We start from the raw sequence: 16,814 nt of genomic DNA, 5'->3' as shown, positions 1-16,814 counted from the left end.
GTGAGCGACCTGCCGGCCCATCTCATCGGCTTCGTCGAGGCGTTGCGCCGCCACGGGATGCTCGTGGGCACCTCGGAGACCGTCGACGCCGGCGAGGTGATCGCCGTGCTCGATCTGCTCGACCGCGAGGCATTGCGGGAGGGCTTGGCCTGTGCGCTGATCCGCCGGCCCACCCACCGGCCGTCCTTCGACACCCTCTTCGACCTGTGGTTCCCGGCGGCGATCGGCGACCGCGCTGTCGACGATCCGTTGCCGCGCAAGCGTTCCGACGAGGTGGATCTGCCCGCGTTGCGCGAGATGATCGCCGAACTGCTCGCCGACGGATCACCGGAGGCGATGCAACAGGTCGAAGCGCTGATCGGTGCGATGGTCGAGCAGCTCGGCCGGTACGGCAGCGCCCGCGGCCCGGCCTACTCCGCCTACCAGGCCGTGCGCGCGCTCGACCTCGACGCGTTGCTCGAGCGCCTCGTCGCCGGGCTGATGGGCGCGGCCGCACCGGGATCGGATCGCGACCGCGAGGACTATCGGCAGATCGTCGCGCAACGATCCGGGCAGCAGGCGGTCGCGGACTTCCGCAGCCGCCTCGAACGCGAAACCCGACGCCGGTCCGCCGAACAACTCGGCCGCGAGCGGGTCGCCTCCTACGGGGTCAGCCGCCCCGTCGAGGAGGTCGACCTGCTGCGCGCCAACGCCCAACAGCTGACCGAGCTGCGCCGCGTCATCGTGCCGCTCGCCCGCCGGCTGGCGGCGCGACTGGCCGTGCGCCGCCGCCGATCCCACCACGGCGCGATCGACATCCGCCGCACCCTGCGCAAGTCGATGTCCACCGGCGGTGTGCCGATCGACCTGGTCACCCGCAAGCCGCGCCCCGGCCGCCCCGAATTGGTCGTGCTCTGCGACGTCTCCGGCTCGGTCGCCGGGTTCAGCTCGTTCACGCTGCTGTTCGTGCACGCGCTGCGCGAGCAGTTCGCCCGGGTACGGGTCTTCGCGTTCGTCGACGCGTCCGACGAGGTGACCGACTACTTCGGCGCCGGCACCGACCTGGTCACCGCCCTGCCGGACATGCTGCGCACCTCCCGGCTGGTCGAATTCGACGGGCACAGCGACTACGGCGGCGCGCTGGCCACCTTCGCCGACCGCTTCGCCCACGTGGTCACCCCGCGCAGCGCCCTGCTGATCCTCGGCGACGGACGCAGCAACTACCGCGACCCCCGGCTCGACGTGATGGCCGACCTGGTCGGCCGGGCCCGCCACGCGCATTGGCTCAATCCGGAGGAACGCGGACTGTGGGGGACCGGCGACTCCGCCGCCCACCGCTACGGCGAGGTGATCGAGATGCACGAATGCCGATCGGCCTCCCAGTTGGCCACGGTGATCGAGGGGCTCTTGCCGGTGTGACTCAGTTCCCGGTTGGCGGAAACGGTTCGACCGGAGGCAGCCCGCACGGCGGCGCGTATCGGTTTGTGCTGTACGTCAGTAGAGGCTTGTCCTTCGACCGCACGCTTTCGGCACGGTCCTTGTCGTAGTCGACCTGAACGAAGTCGTTCCCCCGGTTGAGGATTGCGGCGTGGACGCCATTCTCCCGAGCCCACTGATAGACGGCGTCCGGGTTGGAGATGGCGCCACCGTCCCACACGACGACAGTCACCAGGGACTGTGCCAGAGGTATGCACTTTCGATAGGTGGCGACGTGGACGTCGTAGCGCTCCTGCGCTTCTTGGTACGCGGCTTCGGCACTGTTGGCGGTAGTCACTTCGCGCCCGTGGTGCACGAACATTCCGAAGCTGACGACGGAAAATGCCAACGTCAGAAATGCGGCCATACCCGTGATAACCATGAGATAGGTCTCTGTCGGCTCGAGGTCGCGGAACTTCCAGCCATGGGCCATCTCGAAGTATGCCCGCGGCCTGAACACGAAACACAGCGCGATCAACGCCGCCAGCGCGAGCAGGATTCCGAAGAAGATGTACACGTCGAACTGCCCCCATGCAGTCACCGAATTCGACGAGACTCTATCTTGCTCGCGGCGGTGCGACCGGCCACCCGTCGCCCCTGACCAGGGCGCCCGTATCGTTGTCGATCATGACTGTCGACTCCACCCGCTCGGCCCGCCCGGCCAAGCGCTTGGGCGTGATGGGTGGAACGTTCGACCCGATCCACCACGGGCACCTCGTCGCCGCCAGCGAGGTGGCGCATCGGTTCGATCTCGACGAGGTGATGTTCGTCCCGACCGGCCATCCGTGGCAGAAGGACAACACCCAGGTCAGTCCCGCCGAGGACCGCTACCTGATGACGGTGATCGCCACCGCTTCGAATCCGCGGTTCTCCGTCAGCCGGGTCGACCTCGAGCGGCACAAGCCGACCTACACCTATGACACCCTGCTCGACCTGCGGGAACGCTTCCCGGACGACGAGCTGTACTTCATCACCGGCGCCGACGCGCTGTCGAGCATTCTGACCTGGCAGAACTGGGAGAAGCTCTTCGACCTCGCCCGGTTCGTCGGGGTCTCGCGGCCCGGCTACGAGCTGCGCACCGATCATCTGACCGCGTCGCTGCCCGAACTGCCCGCCGATGCGTTGACCCTGATCGAGATCCCCGCGCTGGCGATTTCGTCGTCCGATTGCCGCCGGCGGGCCAAGGCCGACCAGCCGATCTGGTACCTCGTACCCGATGGTGTGGTTCAGTATGTCGCCAAGCGCAACTTGTACCGGCCGAAGGGCGAACCGCGAGCCAACGGGGAGGCAACCATGAGCGATCCCACCGTTGAGCCGCGGGAGATCCCCCCGGTCCCACAAACCGACTCCACGCACGAAAGGGCATCCTCGTGACCGCAGCACCGGAGGCCGTACGCCTCGCCGGCATCGCCGCTCTGGCCGCCGACGACAAACTCGCGACCAATGTCGTCGTGCTGGACGTGTCCGACCAGCTGGTGATCACCGACTGCTTCGTCATCGCCTCGGCGCCGAACGAACGCCAGGTCAACGCGATCGTCGACAACATCGAGGACCAGCTGCGCGAGGCCGGCGCCAAGCCGGTGCGGCGCGAGGGCACCCGCGAGGGGCGCTGGACGCTGCTCGACTACGTCGATGTGGTCATCCACGTGCAGCACGAGGAGGAGCGCAACTTCTACGCGCTCGAGAAGCTGTGGAAGGACTGCCCGATCATCGAGGTGCCCGGCATCGTCGCGCATCCCGCCGCGCAGCGACCGGTCGAGGATGCGCCGGAAGACGACGCCGTCGAGGACCTGCCGGGAGATGACGCCCCCCTCGAGGGCGAGCAGGATCGATGAGTCGGTCCGTACCGCCGCGTCGGCTGATTCTGCTGCGCCACGGCCAAACCGAATACAACAACCAGGGGCGCATGCAGGGGCAGCTCGACACCGAGCTGACCGAGACCGGTGTGGCGCAGGCGAAGGATGTCGCCGAACGGCTCGCCGAGCTCGAGCCGCGCACGATCATCTCGTCCGACCTGACCCGCGCGGCCCGCACCGCCGAGGAACTGGGCAACCGCGTCGGCGTGCCCGTGCGTTACGACACCCGGCTGCGCGAAACCCACCTCGGGGATTGGCAGGACCTGTGGCATCACGAGGTCGACCGGGACTGGCCCGGACATCGCGTGACGTGGATGGGAGACCCCACCTTCACCCCGCCCGGCGGCGGTGAGTCGCGCGTCGACGTCGCCCGCCGCAGCCTGCCGGTGATCGACGAGCTGCTCGCCGACCCCACCAAGTGGAATGCGCCGATCATCCTCGTCGCGCACGGCGGCCTGATCTCGACGCTGGTCTGCGCGCTGCTGGACCTGCCGATCGCCGACTGGCACTGCCTCGGCGGCCTCGGGAACTGCGCATGGGCCCAGCTCGCCGGCTGGGACGCCGCCGAACCGGAGGAGGTCCGGTGGCAGTTGCAGGTCTGGAATGCCACCGCCCAGACCGCGGACTCCGGCGTGCAATGATCGGGTGTGCGCTCCACCCGATCGACCCCCAGCGGATCGACCCCCGGTCGATCGACGTCCCCCCGGCCGACCCCGCCGCGCGAGATCGCGCGGCGCTCGACGCCGACCAGCGGTAACCGCCGGATCAGCCCGCGGCGCGGCCGGTGAGCGGCCGACCGACACTGCTGGTCTTCGCCGACTCGCTGGCGTACTACGGTCCGGAGGGTGGCCTGCCCGCCGATCATCCCGAAATATGGCCGAATATCGTTGCGCGCGAGCTTGACTGGGATCTCGAACTGATCGGGTGCATCGGCTGGACCTGCCGGGACACCTATTGGGCGCTCACCCGCGATCCGCGCGCCTGGGCGGCGATCCCCCGGGCACAGGCGGTGGTGCTGGCGACCGGCGGCATGGACTCGCTGCCGTCGCCGCTGCCGACCGCGCTGCGCGAAGGGCTGCGCTATCTGCGCCCCGATCCGCTGCGCCGCGTCGCGCGCAGCGGCTACCAGTGGTTGCAGCCGCGGCTGTCCCCGCTCGGTCGACCGGTCGCCCTGCCCCCGAAGATCAGCGTGCAGTACCTCGAGCGCACCCGCGCCGCCCTGGCCTACGTGCGGCCCGAGTTGCCGGTGATCGCGACGCTGCCGTCCACCCATCGGTGCGATGCCTATGCGCGCGTCCACGCCGGTCGCCCCGCCGCGGTCCGGGCGACCACCGCCTGGGCGGCGACCCACGATCTGCCGCTGGTCGATCTCGGCGCCGCCGTCGACAAGCATATGGACACCCCCGACGCGAATCCCGATGGCATTCACTGGGGTTGGGAAGGACATCGCCGGGTGGCCGAGGGTGTGCTCGCGGCGATCGGCACGGGGGCCGACCGGTGACCGTCCAACTGGTGACCGATTCCTCCGCCGGTCTGCCCGACTGGTGCGTGACGCCCGCGACGGCGATCTCGGTGCTTCCGCTGCACGTGCTGCGCGGCGACGAGGACTACCGCGAGGGCCTCGACGCGGTCCCGGATTCGGTGGTCGGCGATCCCGCCGCGCATACCGCGACCGCCTCTCCCGAGGAGGTGCGGAAGGTTCTGGTCGAGGCGCTCGACCGCAGCGACGGCGCCGGCGTGGTCGCCGTGACCCTCTCGCGTCGACTGTCGGGGACCTGGGATGTCGTGCGCACCGTCGCCGACTCGTTGGGTCCGCTGGTGCGCGTCCACGATTCGGAGTCGATCGCCTCGGGCCTGGGCTTCTCGGTCCGCGCCGCCGCCGCGACCGCCGTCGACGGCGCCGACCTGGGCACGGTGTACCGCAAGGCGGCCGAAGTCTCCGCGGAGTCCTACTGCCTGTGCATGGTCGAACGGCTCGAGTGGTTGCGGCGCGGCGGACGGCTGTCCACCGCTGCGGCCGTCCTGGGTGCCGTCCTGGCGACCAAGCCGATCCTGCATCTGGTCGACGGGGTGTTGACCCTGCGTGAACGGGTCCGCACTCGCTCGAAGGCGCTCGCCGCGCTGATCGACGCGGCGGCCGGTGCGGAGGACAGCGGCGAGGCTGCGATCGCCGTCCATCACGTCGACGCTCCCGATATCGCCGACCTGATCGTCGACGGGCTGCGGCAGGCGACGCCGGCCGCGGTGATCCACCCGCCCGCGGCCCTCGGCTTCACCCTCGGAGTGCACCTCGGACCGGGAGCCCTCGGTGTGGTGGTGAACACACACCCCGATGCGATAGCCCTTCCCGTGCAGCGAGATTCGTTTCCCGTCTGATTGGTGCGCCCACCGGTCCGGCGACGTGGCCACTGCATCGTGTCCTGCGACGTGATGTAGTAGAGATGCCGCCCACCGACGTGCCGAGAGGAAGCGCGATGAAGGCCGTTCGATTCACCGACTGGAAGACATTTCCCACACTCGAGGACATTCCCCGCCCCGAACCCGGGCCCGGCGAAGTGCTGTTGAAGGTTGCCGGTTCCGGCGCCTGCCATTCCGATGTCGCCATCTTCGAGGACTTCGACGAGTCGATGGGTGACCAGCTCGGCCCGACATACACCCTCGGCCACGAGGTCTCCGGGTGGATCGAGGAACTCGGCTCCGGTGTCACCGGATTCGAAAAGGGCGCAGCCCATCTCGTGTACGGACCGATCGGGTGCGGTCACTGTCGTGTATGTGCTCGCGGTCAGGACACGCTCTGCGAGAACGAGGCCACGCTGCCCTATAAGGGCATCGGCCTCGGACGCGACGGCGGCATGGCCGAGTACGTGGTTGTGCCCGCCCGCAATCTGGTGCCCCTCGGCGATGCCGATCCGATCGACGCCGCCCCGCTCTCCGATGCGGGCCTGACCCCGTACCACGCGATCAAGCTGTCGCTGCCCCGCCTGCAGGGCGGCGGCAAGACGGCGCTGGTCATCGGTCTGGGTGGTCTGGGCCAGGTCGGCGTGCAGATCCTCGCCGCGATCACCGGCGCAAAGATTATCGCTACCGACACCAAGCCGGAGGCGATGGCCGCCGCCGAGCAGTTCGGCGCGGTGACCGTCCCCGGTGGTGAGGACCAGGTCGCCCGCATCCGCGAACTGACCGGCGGCAAGGGTGCCGACGCCGTCTTCGACTTCGTCGGGGCCACCCCGACGATCGAGCTGGCCCAGAAGACCGTCGCCGTCGGCGGCCGGATTTCGGTGGTCGGCATCGCCGGCGGGCCGGTCAGCTGGAGCTTCTTCACCAACCCGTACGAGGCCGAGCTGACCAATACCTACTGGGGAACCATCGAGGAACTCCACGAGGTGGCCGACCTCTACCGTGACGGCAAGATCGTGCCCGCCGTCCAGCGGTACCCGATCGACCAAGCCCTCGAGGCCTACCAGGCGCTGTCCGACGGCACCCTGTCGGCGCGCGCGGTCATCGTCCCGCACCCGTGATCGTGCGGGTCGCCCTGCGGATGTGAGTCCGCGCGCCGCCCACATCGCGAGTCCTACAACCGGTCCGCGGCGGTAACGTCACCCGCAAGCGCGGTGACCGCCACCGTCGCGGCCGGCTTCGGATTCCCCTCCTGCAGAATCCACATCAGCAGCCGGTCGCCGTCGCGCCGGCGCCGAACCGTCAGATCCCGCGTCGTGTGCGGGATCGGCGAGAGATACTCGATCACCGCGCGATGCGGGCGACCCCGCAGGTCCGGGTGCTCGGCCAGTTCGTCCTCGACCATCGCCCAGTAGGCGGCATTGTTGAGATGCTCGAACGGATCGAAGTCGGTCACCCGCAGCCGATGCCGCCGATCGGGGACGCTCGGTTCCTCCGGTAGGGGATCGGTATTCATTGCCACCCAACGCAATCGGAGCTCGTCGGTCATGCCGGCGGCCGTCTCGGCCATGCTGTCGGACATCCGGCTGGGCAGGCCCTTGTCGTTGACCTTGATCCAGAACCCCTCGGTGTCGATGAGCCCATCGGGCCCCGGATCGGTATTGAACGCATCGGCTTCCGAACGGGATGTCATGCGCACCCGCATATTCGACCAGCGGCTCGACGTCGCTCCGCACCAACGGGAGAGTTCGACGGTGCCGGGCCACTCGATCGGCGAGCGTACGTCGACGATCGTGCGCCGGATGATCCAGAACGGGTCGGTTTCCGTGTGGCCGGTCGCCGCGAGGTTGTCGGTGGCGACGTCCTGGAGCAGCCGTGCCACCCCGTCGAGGCGCAGCCGAAACGAACTGTCGATATCGCCCGTGCGGATGCGGTAGGCGGTGTCGAAATGGGGTGCGCCCGGCCGCGGCGCGGACAGAGGTGTGATGTCCCGGCTCGGGGCGGATCCGATGACGGGGTTCGTGGTCGGCATCGGCCCACCATAGGACGCCGGCCGGTGACGCCGCCCGTCGCGCGGGCCTCGCGAGGGCGAGTTGTCCCCGGGGTCCGAGTTGTCCACAGGCACTCGATTTCGCCGGGTGATGCGCCCGTCGGCGTCGCGGGGCCTTCGTAGGTTCGCGTCCATGGCCGCTGAGACGGAATGGGAAGACGGTGCCCGCGATCGCCGCGCCGATAGGGCGGCACGGGCGGGCGCGGACGATTCGGCACGGGCCGGCGCGGATGACTCGGTACGCGTCGGCGCGCAGGACGCGGTGCGGGTCGGCGCCGGCGACGCGGTGGTGGCGCGCCTGCGCCCGCGTCGGGGCCGCGAGGACCTCGACCCGGGGTCCGAGGAGGCAGTCCTCGAGGAGGCGGCGTTCGAGGAGGCGGCGTTCGAGGAGGTGGCGTTCGAGCGTGCTTCGTTCGAGGCCGACACCGGCGGCCGGGCCGCGTTCGACCGGGGCTCCTTCGACAGCTCGGGGTTCGACAACTCCGCGTCTGGCCGCGGCTCGAGCGGCAGATCCGCCTTCGACCGGGCACCGGTCGGCAGGTCCCCGGTGGATCTCGACGCCTACGACACCGCTTCGATCGACGATCAACCGCTTGCGCCGCGCGTCTGGGAGACGGTACGGGCGAGTATGGACGGCCGCGGGGCGCGAGCGCTCGGGGCGGCCGCCGCGGTGATCGTCCTGTTGACGGTGGTCGCCGTGTGGTGGAACCGGTCGTCCGGCACCCCGGTTCCCCCGTTGCCCGCGGTCGCGTCTGCTCGCGACGGCGCCCAGTCGACGGTCCCGGAATCGACCGGCTCCCCTGCGGGCGTCGCCGAAGCCTCGGGCGGTGCGGCCGCGGGTGGGGCGGTGGTCGGTGTGGGGTCGGAGCAGGCTGCGGCGACCCCGTCGAGCGTGGTGGTGTCGGTCGTCGGGCTGGTGGCCCAACCGGGCATCGTGACCTTGGGCGCCGGAGCCCGGGTGGCGGACGCGCTCATCGCGGCGGGCGGCCCCGCTCCGAACGCCGACACCCTCGGACTCAATCTCGCTCGCCCGCTGGCCGACGGCGAACAGATCGTTGTCGGAGCGCTGAGCGCCGAGTCGGGGCCGCCGGAATCCGCAGTCATCGGCGCGGGGGGAGCGGCACCGATCGCCGCGCCGGGAGCAGGCGGCGCTGCGGGTTCCGTCGGCGGGGCCGGCGCGGGTACGGCCGGGGGAGCGCCGGGCGGCGGGCCGCTCTCGCTGAGCACCGCCACGCCCGCCGAACTGGAAACGCTGCCCGGGGTCGGACCGGTCACCGCGGCGGCCATCGTGCAGTGGCGCACCGACAACGGCCCGTTCGCATCGGTCGAGCAGTTGGCGGAGGTCCCCGGCATCGGACCCGCTCGGCTGGCGAAGCTGCAACCGCTGGTCGTGCCGTGAGCGAGCGGCAGTCCGACCGACGATCGGCGGGGGACCTGGACCTGCGACTCGCGCTGCCGGCGGCGGCCGCCTGGCTGACCACGGCGGTCACCCTCCTCGCAGGAGCACGGTGGGGAGCGGCGATCGCGGCGGGAAGCCTGCTGATCCTGTCCGCCGCGGCGATCGTGGCGCGCCGAAGAGGTACGCCGGCATCGCCGCTGGTCCGTACGGTCGTCGTGGTGGTCGGTATCGTCGGCGCCTTCGCGACGGTCGCCGTCGCCCGGGTCCTGGAAGTCGACTCGCACCCGGTGCGGCAGGCGGCGGAACGCGGACAGTACGCCACCATCGAGGCCACCATCACCGACGATCCGCGCCTGCTGACCGGTTCGCGCCCGAGCGTGCTGGTCCGGCTCAGCGGCAGCCGCGCGCTGATCGCGGGCACCGAAGTGACTTCGGAATTCTCGGCGATCGCGTTCACTCCCGTCGACGGATGGCTCGGCCTCGTCCCCGGTCAACAGGTGATCGTGCGGGCCCGGCTGGCACTGCCGGACCGCAACGACCTGACTGCCGCGCAACTCATCGTCACCGGCGCACCGATCGAAGTGCGGGCGCCGCCGCTCCACCAGCAGTGGGCGTCCGGTCTGCGGGCCGGGCTGGTGGCGGTCGCCGACGAGACGCTGCCCGAGGACCCGGCCGGATTGCTGCCGGCGCTGGTCGTCGGGGATATCTCCGGGCTCGACGAAGACCTGGTCGCCGACTTCGCCGCCGCCGGGCTCACGCACCTGACCGCCGTCAGCGGGGCGAACTTCACCCTCGTGGTCGGGTCGGCGCTGGCCCTCGCCCGGGCGCTGACGATCGGTCCGCGCACCGCGACGGCGATCGCCGCGCTGGTGCTGATCGCGTTCGTGGTGATCTGTCGGCCGAGCCCGAGCGTGCTGCGGGCGGCGGTGATGAGCGCCGTCGGGCTGCTGGCGTTGGTGGCGTCGCGGCGCAAGCAGGCGATGCCGGCGCTGGCCGTCGCGGTGATCGGACTGCTCGCCTGGCAACCCGCGCTGGCCGTCGCACCCGGCTTCGCGTTGTCCGTGCTGGCCACGGCGGCGTTGATCGTGGTCGCTCCGGTGCTGGTCGCCGTGCTGCACCGGCCGCCGATCCCCAAGGTTGTCGTCGAGGCGGTCGCGGTGGCGGTCGCCGCGCACCTGGCGACCATGCCGGTGCTGGTGGCGCTCGGCAGTCCGGTCGGGCCGATCGCGATGCTCGCGAACCTGCTGGTCGCGCCGGTGATCCCGCCGATCACCGTCCTTGGGGCGATCGCGGCGGTGGTCGCACCGATCAGCGCGGCCGTGGCGGAGGTGCCGGCCCGGGCGGCGGGCCCGACGCTGTGGTGGCTGATCGAGGTCGCGCGGTGGGCGGCGGTGCGAGCGTGACCGAGCGGAGCGTGCCGTGCCGCGGGGTGAGGCGGGCGTCGGGGGCGGAACGACCCGTGCGGCGTCGTGACAGGATAAGGGGGTGACGGCACCGGAACTCGCACAGCAACCGGTGGTGCTCGTGCTCGGCGATCAGGAGTTGCTGATCGAACGGGCCGTGCGCAGCGTGGTGAACGCGCGGCGCGCGCACCTCGGCGGCGACGTCGACCTACCGGTCACCAAGATCCGCGCCGGAGATGTCGACCCCGGAGAGCTGGCGGAACTGGTCAGCCCGTCGCTGTTCGCCGAGGATCGGGTCGTTGTGCTCGAGTCGGCTGCGGAGGCCGGCAAGGACGCGGTCGCCCTGATTCTGCAGGCCGCGCAGGACCCACCCGAAGGTGTCGTCCTGGTGATCGTGCACAACGGCGGCGGCCGGGCCAAGGCGATGGTGCCCGCCCTCCGCAAGGCCGGCGCGGTGATCCTCGAGGCGATCGGGCCCAGCAAACCCGCCGAGCGCGTCGAATTCGTCCGCAACGAGTTCCGCACCGCGGGCGTTCGCGTCTCCGGTGAGGTCGCCGCCCTGGTGCTCGACAGCGTCGGTTCCGATCTGCGCGAACTGGCCGCCGCCTGCTCCCAACTCGTCGCCGATACCGGCGGCAAGGTGGGCGCGGAATCGGTGCGCCGGTACTACGCCGGCCGGGCCGAAGTCACCGGCTTCGACGTCGCCGAACCGGCGGTGACGGGGGAGCGGACCGCCGCGCTCGAGGCGCTGCGGTGGGCGTTGCTGCGTGGCGTTCCCCACGTTCTGATCGCCGACGCGCTCGCCGATGCGGTGCACACGATCGCGCGTGTCGGGTCGGCCGGTCGCGGCGATCCGTTCGCGCTGGCCTCGACGCTCGGCATGCCGCCGTGGAAGGTCAAGAAGGCCCAGGCTCAGGCGCGGGCCTGGAATCCGACCACCGTCGCCGAGGCGCTGTCGATCGTCGGTGCGCTCAACGCCGACGTCAAGGGTCAGGCCGCGGTCCCGGAGTACGCCCTGGAGTTCGCGGTCACCCGGGTCTGCGAGCTCGCCTCGGCATCGCGGTCGGGACGGGCCCCCGCCGGTCGCTGACCGCAGGGGCGCCCGGTCCCGGGGTGCCCGGCGGAGCACCTCCAGCAGTCCCGATCCGACCGTCCGCAGACACGCCAAAGACCCGACCGTCGCCACCTGCGAAGGTGTGACAGCCGGGTCGTTGAACGGAAGTTCCACGCACCGGAGCGATCGGCGACTTCGAAAGCCGCGATCGCGGGAACGTCAGAGCTTGTTGACCGCCAGGTCGATCGCCGACTTCTTGTTGGCGGCCTGGTTCGGGTGGATGATGCCCGCGCCGGCGGCCTTGTCGAGCTTGCGCCCGGCGACCTTCGCCAGCTCGGCGGCCTTGTCCTTGTCGCCCGCGGCAGCGGCCTCACGGAACGACCGGATGGCGGTGCGCAGAGCCGACTTCGCCGACTGGTTGCGCAGGCGAGCGACCTCGTTCGTGCGGATCCGCTTCACCTGGGACTTGATGTTGGCCACGCGTTGTTTCCTGTTCGATTGCTGGTTTTCCGGCCGGCGTCGTCGGTGGACGGGCCGAAGCTGGAACTTCTGTTGTGTATCCGTCGGCCGGAAGGGTCCGGCCCAAGTCGTGGGTGGGCATGCCCGATAACGGCTGGACACGCGCCGACCATTGAGGATACCAGCGGTGTCGGGTAGGTCCCAAACCGGACCGCCGCGTGAACGTTCGGCGGCCGGAGACCGACGAGTCGTCGTTCGCGTTGACCAGCCGACTAGCCGTCGGTGTAGCACGATAGCGGTCATGAGTGCGCGATCAACAACGGTGGCCGGCGAAGACCGCGCCGAGTCGGAGGACGTGTCGACGCCGGAACCGGCCAAGAAGCCCAAGAAGCAGAAGCAGTCGCAGCGATCGAAGGCCGCGAAGGGGCCGACCGTCTTCGACGACTACTTCGGCGTCGAGAGCTATCACGGGGCATTCGACGAGATGTTCGAGCCCGAGGGCGATGTGCGGCAGGCATACAAGTCGCTGTACAAGGCGTTGGCGCCCATCCCGCCCGCGGAGTTGGGGGCTCGCCAGGACGCGCTCGGCCGTACCTACATCGACCGCGGCATCACCTTCTCGCTGTCCGGCAAGGAGCGGCCCTTCCCGCTCGACCTCGTGCCGCGCGTGATCGCGCCCAACGAGTGGTCCAAGCTCGAACGCGGCATCCGGCAGCGGGTCCAGGCGCTCGAGATGTTCCTCGACGACATCTACGGTGACCAGCAGATCCTGCGTGACGGCGTCGTCCCGAAGCGTCTGGTCACCTCCTGTGATCATTTCCACCGCAGCGCTTTCGGGATCCAGCCGCCGAACGGGGTGCGCATCCACGTCGCCGGTATCGACCTGATCCGCGATAGCGAGGGCACCTTCCGCGTGCTCGAGGACAACCTGCGCTCGCCGTCCGGCGTGTCCTATGTGATGGAGAACCGACGCACCATGGCGCGGGTCTTCCCCGACCTGTTCAGCAGCCATCGGGTGCGGCCGGTTGGCGACTATGCCACCTACCTGCTGCGCGCATTGCGGGCCGCCGCCGCGGTCAACGTCGCCGACCCGACCGTCGTGGTGATGACCCCCGGCGTCTACAACTCCGCCTACTTCGAGCATTCGCTGCTCGCCCGGATGATGGGCGTCGAATTGGTCGAGGCCCGCGACCTGTTCTGTCGCGACAACGTCGTCTACATGCGCACCACCGAGGGCGAGCAGCGGGTCGATGTGATCTACCGGCGCATCGACGACGACTTCCTCGATCCGCTGCACTTCCGGCCGGACTCGATGCTCGGCGTTCCCGGCGTGCTCAACGCCGCCCGCGCCGGACACGTCGTCATCGCCAGCGCGGTCGGCAACGGTGTCGGCGACGACAAGCTGACCTATACCTACGTGCCGACGATCATCGAGTACTACCTCGGTGAGAAGCCGCTGCTCGCCAACGTCGACACCCTGCGCTGCTGGCTGGACGACGAGCGCGAGGAGGTCCTCGACCGCATCGACGAACTGGTGATCAAGCCGGTCGAGGGTTCCGGCGGTTATGGCATCGTCTTCGGACCCGACGCGACCACCAAGGAACTCGACGCGCTGGTCCGTAAGATCCGCGCCGACCCGCGCGGCTGGATCGCCCAGCCGGTGGTGCAGTTGTCGACCGTGCCCACCAAGGTCGGCGACGACCTCGCCCCCCGCCACGTCGACCTGCGCCCGTTCGCGGTCAACGACGGGGACGACATCTGGGTGCTGCCCGGCGGGCTGACCCGCGTCGCGCTGCCCGAGGGCTCGCTCGTGGTCAACTCCAGCCAGGGCGGTGGCAGCAAGGACACCTGGGTGCTCGCCACCCGTGCCTCGTCCGAGGAACGCGAACTCGGTGGTGAGGAACTCGTCGGCGAGCCCGCCGAGGCGCCACCGGCCGAGCACGGACCGGACGTCGCCCTGCTCACCCAGCAGCAGCAACAGCAGCAGCAGGCCGGACGCACGGAAGGGGTTCTGTAGATGTTGGCACGCAACGCCGAGTCGTTGTACTGGATCGGCCGCTACGTCGAACGCGCCGATGACATGGCGCGCATCCTCGACGTCACGGTTCACCAGTTGCTCGAGGATTCCACCCGCAACCCGGACGCCGCCTCGCGCATCCTGCTGCGGGTCCTCGGCTTCGATCAGCCCGAGGAATCCCTGGACGTCTGGTCGCTGACCGATCTGGTCGCCTTCGGGCGCGAGGGCAACGGTTCGATCTCCGATGCGGTATCCGAGGCGCGCGAGAACGCCCGCGGCGCCCGCGAGGTCACCTCCAGCGAGATGTGGGAGTGCCTGAACACCACCTACAACGCGCTGTCGGAACGCACCCGTGCGGCGCGACGTCTCGGTCCGCACGAATTCCTCCAGTTCGTCGAGGAGCGGGCGGCGACCTTCGCCGGGCTCGCGGACTCGACGCTGGTCCGGGACGACGGCTACCGCTTCCTGCTGCTCGGCCGGTCGATCGAGCGGGTCGACATGATGATCCGGTTGCTGCTCTCGCGGGCGGGGGAGCGGCCGACCTCGCCGACCTGGGTCGCGGTGCTGCGCGCGGCCGGAGCGCACGACACATACCTGCGCAGTCATCGCGGTGCCCTCGACGCGCGGCGCATCGTGTCCTTCATGCTGCTCGACCGGGAGTTCCCGCGCTCGGTCCTCTTCGCGCTGTCCCAGGCGGAGCGGTGCCTCGAACAGCTCGATCAACGTTCGCAGGTGCACACCGGTGCGCGGGCGGAGGTCCGCCGCATGTTGGGCCGGGCGCGCAGCGAACTGGAATTCCTGCCGCAGGCCGCCCTGCTCGAGGATTTGCAGACCCGCCTGCATGCGCTGCAGCAGACCTGTATTCAGGTCGGCGAAGCGATCGGCGAATTGTATTTCCATCCCACCGCGTACGTCAGTTGGACCGGTAGCGGCAATAGCTACAACCTCGAGGAGGAGCACGTATGAGTTGGCGACTTCGTGTGGTGCACACGACCGGCTATTCCTACGAGGCGCCGGTGACCTCTTCCTTCAACGAGGCTCGGCTGAGTCCGCGCAGTGACCATCGTCAGAATGTGATCGTCAATCGCGTCGAAACGGAACCGGCCACTCGGTCCTATCGCTACGACGACTATTTCGGCACCGCGGTTACCGCTTTCGACCTGCACGCACCGCATACCTCCCTCGTCGTGATGGGATCCTCGATCGTCGAGACCGACGTTCTACCGCTTCCGGATCCGGAGGATGTGCTCGACTGGGACGATTTGGCGGGGCCGCATATCACCGATCGCTACGACGAATGGCTGAGCAAGACAACCTATGTGCCGCGGGATCGTGCACTCGGAGCGTTGGCCAAGAAGCTGTCCAAGGGTCTGGACCCGATGGCCGCGGTGATCGCGATCAGTCGCTTCGTGCACGACGAGATGTCCTATGTGCCCGGCACCACCGGTGTGCACACCTCGGCGGTCGACGCGTGGAAGGAACGCAAGGGCGTCTGCCAGGACTATGCACACCTGACCTTGCTGATGTTGCGCAGCATCGGTATTCCGTCGCGCTACGTCTCCGGGTATCTGCACCCGTCGAAAGAGGCGGAAATCGGACAAACCGTCGAAGGGCAGAGTCACGCCTGGATCGAAGCCTGGACCGGCACCTGGTGGGGGTACGACCCGACCAACGCGACGGAGATTGGCGAACAGCATATTTCCGTCGGGCTTGGACGCGACTATGCCGACGTTCCGCCCCTGAAGGGGATTATTTCGGGAGGACGTTCGACAGACCTGGATGTGCTGGCGGAAGTCACACGGCTGGCGTAAGGTCCGCGGCGACCCTGCCCGTCTCTCGAAGTGGACCGAGGAGTTCGCCCATGACCGAATCGACCGCTCAGGAATTCACCGAGCCGGAAGCGATATCGGACGTCAAGAAATACATCGCCGAGGCGGTGGGCACCTTCCTTCTGGTGTTTTTCGGCGCAGGCACGGCGGTAATCGCCGGCGGTAAAGTCGGATTCCTGGGAATCGCCCTCGCATTCGGCTTGACCCTGTTGTTCCTGGTGTATTCGATCGGGCCGATTTCGGGTTGCCACGTGAATCCCGCGGTCACGGTCGGGATGCTGGTGATCGGCCGTATCGAGGCGACCAAGGCGGTGTTGTACATCATCGCCCAGGTGGTCGGTGGCCTACTGGCGGGCTTAGTGCTGTTCGCGGTCGCCGGCAGTCTGCCGAGTTACGACCGGGCCGTGGACGGTCTGGGAGCCAACGGGTTCGGCGCGCACAGTCCGTCGGCGATAGCCGACGCCGGTGGCACCGTGCTGCAGAACGGCTACGGCATCGGCGCGGTGATCGTCATCGAGGTCATCCTGACGGCCGTGCTGGTGTTCGTCGTGCTGAGCTCGACCGATCAGCTGTCGGAGGTGCCCTTCGCGGGTGTCGCGATCGGCTTCACGCTGGCCGCGATCCACATCCTGGCCATCCCGGTCGACGGCACCTCGGTCAACCCGGCGCGCAGCCTCGCCGTCGCGCCGTACCAGGACGGGGCGCTCGCGCAGGTGTGGGTGTTCATCGTCTTCCCGATTATCGGCGGCATCATCGGTGCCTTCGTCTACCGCGGCGTTTTCGGGCGGCAGCAGATCGAGCTCTGATCGAGCGAACTCGTCACGGCGCGGCCGCCGCATCCTCGGATGCGGCGGCCGTTGTCGTTCGGTCGAGTCGACGACCCGGCAGCGATGGT

Annotated in this window: 17 protein-coding genes; 14 read left to right on the top strand and 3 right to left on the bottom strand. The window is 69.4% G+C overall.

Features of this window, described 5'->3' with window-relative positions; all coding sequences use genetic code 11:
• On the top strand, positions 1-1,398 hold the full coding sequence (locus tag MB1_RS05280) for a VWA domain-containing protein (protein ID WP_066904526.1): 1,398 nt from the start codon (positions 1-3) through the stop codon (positions 1,396-1,398).
• Between the two features lies 1 nt (position 1,399).
• Here MB1_RS05280 and MB1_RS05275 read toward each other — a convergent pair whose 3' ends face one another.
• Positions 1,400-1,996: a DUF6199 family natural product biosynthesis protein gene (locus MB1_RS05275; RefSeq protein WP_066904523.1), complete on the bottom strand. Its 597-nt coding sequence runs from the start codon at positions 1,994-1,996 to the stop codon at positions 1,400-1,402.
• A gap of 86 nt (positions 1,997-2,082) precedes the next feature.
• Between MB1_RS05275 and nadD the strand changes: the two genes are divergently transcribed.
• The 6 genes from nadD to MB1_RS05245 all read left to right on the top strand — a co-directional run bounded on the left by nadD (position 2,083) and on the right by MB1_RS05245 (position 6,829).
• Complete coding sequence (gene nadD / locus MB1_RS05270) at positions 2,083-2,829, top strand: nicotinate-nucleotide adenylyltransferase (RefSeq protein ID WP_084350944.1); 747 nt, start codon at positions 2,083-2,085, stop codon at positions 2,827-2,829.
• Entirely contained in the window at positions 2,826-3,290 is a 465-nt protein-coding gene (gene rsfS / locus MB1_RS05265) for a ribosome silencing factor (protein ID WP_066904520.1), read from the top strand. The genes nadD and rsfS overlap by 4 nt, the downstream gene beginning before the upstream one ends.
• Positions 3,287-3,952, top strand: coding sequence for a histidine phosphatase family protein (locus tag MB1_RS05260; protein ID WP_066904517.1), 666 nt, complete (start codon positions 3,287-3,289; stop codon positions 3,950-3,952). Before rsfS ends, MB1_RS05260 begins: the two co-directional genes overlap by 4 nt.
• Positions 3,953-4,095: 143 nt before the next feature.
• Positions 4,096-4,812 carry a diglucosylglycerate octanoyltransferase gene (octT, locus tag MB1_RS05255; RefSeq protein WP_066904514.1) on the top strand — a complete coding sequence of 239 codons (717 nt, stop codon included), beginning with the start codon at positions 4,096-4,098 and terminating at the stop codon, positions 4,810-4,812.
• An 11-nt stretch (positions 4,813-4,823) separates the two neighbouring features.
• Positions 4,824-5,687, top strand: a complete 864-nt coding sequence (locus MB1_RS05250) for a DegV family protein (protein ID WP_169801602.1) — start codon at positions 4,824-4,826, stop codon at positions 5,685-5,687.
• Between the two features lie 98 nt (positions 5,688-5,785).
• The gene (locus tag MB1_RS05245; RefSeq protein ID WP_066904510.1) at positions 5,786-6,829 is read left to right on the top strand and encodes an NAD(P)-dependent alcohol dehydrogenase; all 1,044 of its coding nucleotides are present in this window, start codon (positions 5,786-5,788) and stop codon (positions 6,827-6,829) included.
• A 53-nt stretch (positions 6,830-6,882) separates the two neighbouring features.
• Here the strand turns inward: MB1_RS05245 and MB1_RS05240 are convergent, their stop codons facing one another.
• A complete protein-coding gene (locus tag MB1_RS05240) occupies positions 6,883-7,740 on the bottom strand; it encodes an acyl-[acyl-carrier-protein] thioesterase (RefSeq protein ID WP_066904507.1) in 858 nt (285 codons plus the stop codon).
• Between the two features lie 151 nt (positions 7,741-7,891).
• Between MB1_RS05240 and MB1_RS26485 the strand changes: the two genes are divergently transcribed.
• From MB1_RS26485 to holA, 3 genes are all read left to right on the top strand, one after another.
• Positions 7,892-9,157: a ComEA family DNA-binding protein gene (locus MB1_RS26485; RefSeq protein ID WP_066904504.1), complete on the top strand. Its 1,266-nt coding sequence runs from the start codon at positions 7,892-7,894 to the stop codon at positions 9,155-9,157.
• Positions 9,154-10,560: a ComEC/Rec2 family competence protein gene (locus tag MB1_RS05230; RefSeq protein WP_066904501.1), complete on the top strand. Its 1,407-nt coding sequence runs from the start codon at positions 9,154-9,156 to the stop codon at positions 10,558-10,560. The genes MB1_RS26485 and MB1_RS05230 overlap by 4 nt, the downstream gene beginning before the upstream one ends.
• A gap of 82 nt (positions 10,561-10,642) precedes the next feature.
• On the top strand, positions 10,643-11,650 hold the full coding sequence (gene holA, locus MB1_RS05225) for a DNA polymerase III subunit delta (protein WP_066904498.1): 1,008 nt from the start codon (positions 10,643-10,645) through the stop codon (positions 11,648-11,650).
• Between the two features lie 183 nt (positions 11,651-11,833).
• Here the strand turns inward: holA and rpsT are convergent, their stop codons facing one another.
• Entirely contained in the window at positions 11,834-12,094 is a 261-nt protein-coding gene (rpsT, locus tag MB1_RS05220) for a 30S ribosomal protein S20 (RefSeq protein ID WP_066904495.1), read from the bottom strand.
• A gap of 463 nt (positions 12,095-12,557) precedes the next feature.
• On the opposite strand from rpsT, the gene MB1_RS05215 reads away from it, so the two are divergent.
• The 4 genes from MB1_RS05215 to MB1_RS05200 are packed head-to-tail and all read left to right on the top strand — an operon-like array spanning position 12,558 to position 16,725.
• Complete coding sequence (locus MB1_RS05215) at positions 12,558-14,090, top strand: circularly permuted type 2 ATP-grasp protein (RefSeq protein WP_245650052.1); 1,533 nt, start codon at positions 12,558-12,560, stop codon at positions 14,088-14,090.
• A complete protein-coding gene (locus MB1_RS05210) occupies positions 14,091-15,056 on the top strand; it encodes an alpha-E domain-containing protein (RefSeq protein WP_066904492.1) in 966 nt (321 codons plus the stop codon).
• Positions 15,053-15,901 carry a transglutaminase family protein gene (locus tag MB1_RS05205; protein WP_066904489.1) on the top strand — a complete coding sequence of 283 codons (849 nt, stop codon included), beginning with the start codon at positions 15,053-15,055 and terminating at the stop codon, positions 15,899-15,901. The genes MB1_RS05210 and MB1_RS05205 overlap by 4 nt, the downstream gene beginning before the upstream one ends.
• A 50-nt stretch (positions 15,902-15,951) precedes the next feature.
• Positions 15,952-16,725, top strand: coding sequence for an aquaporin (locus MB1_RS05200; RefSeq protein ID WP_066904487.1), 774 nt, complete (start codon positions 15,952-15,954; stop codon positions 16,723-16,725).
• Positions 16,726-16,814 lie beyond the last annotated feature (89 nt).

The organism is Millisia brevis NBRC 105863, from assembly GCF_001552615.1.
GTDB lineage: Bacteria > Actinomycetota > Actinomycetes > Mycobacteriales > Mycobacteriaceae > Millisia > Millisia brevis.
The sequence above is the reverse complement of the archived record's forward strand: the minus strand, read 5'-3'. Positions and strand labels throughout refer to the sequence as shown.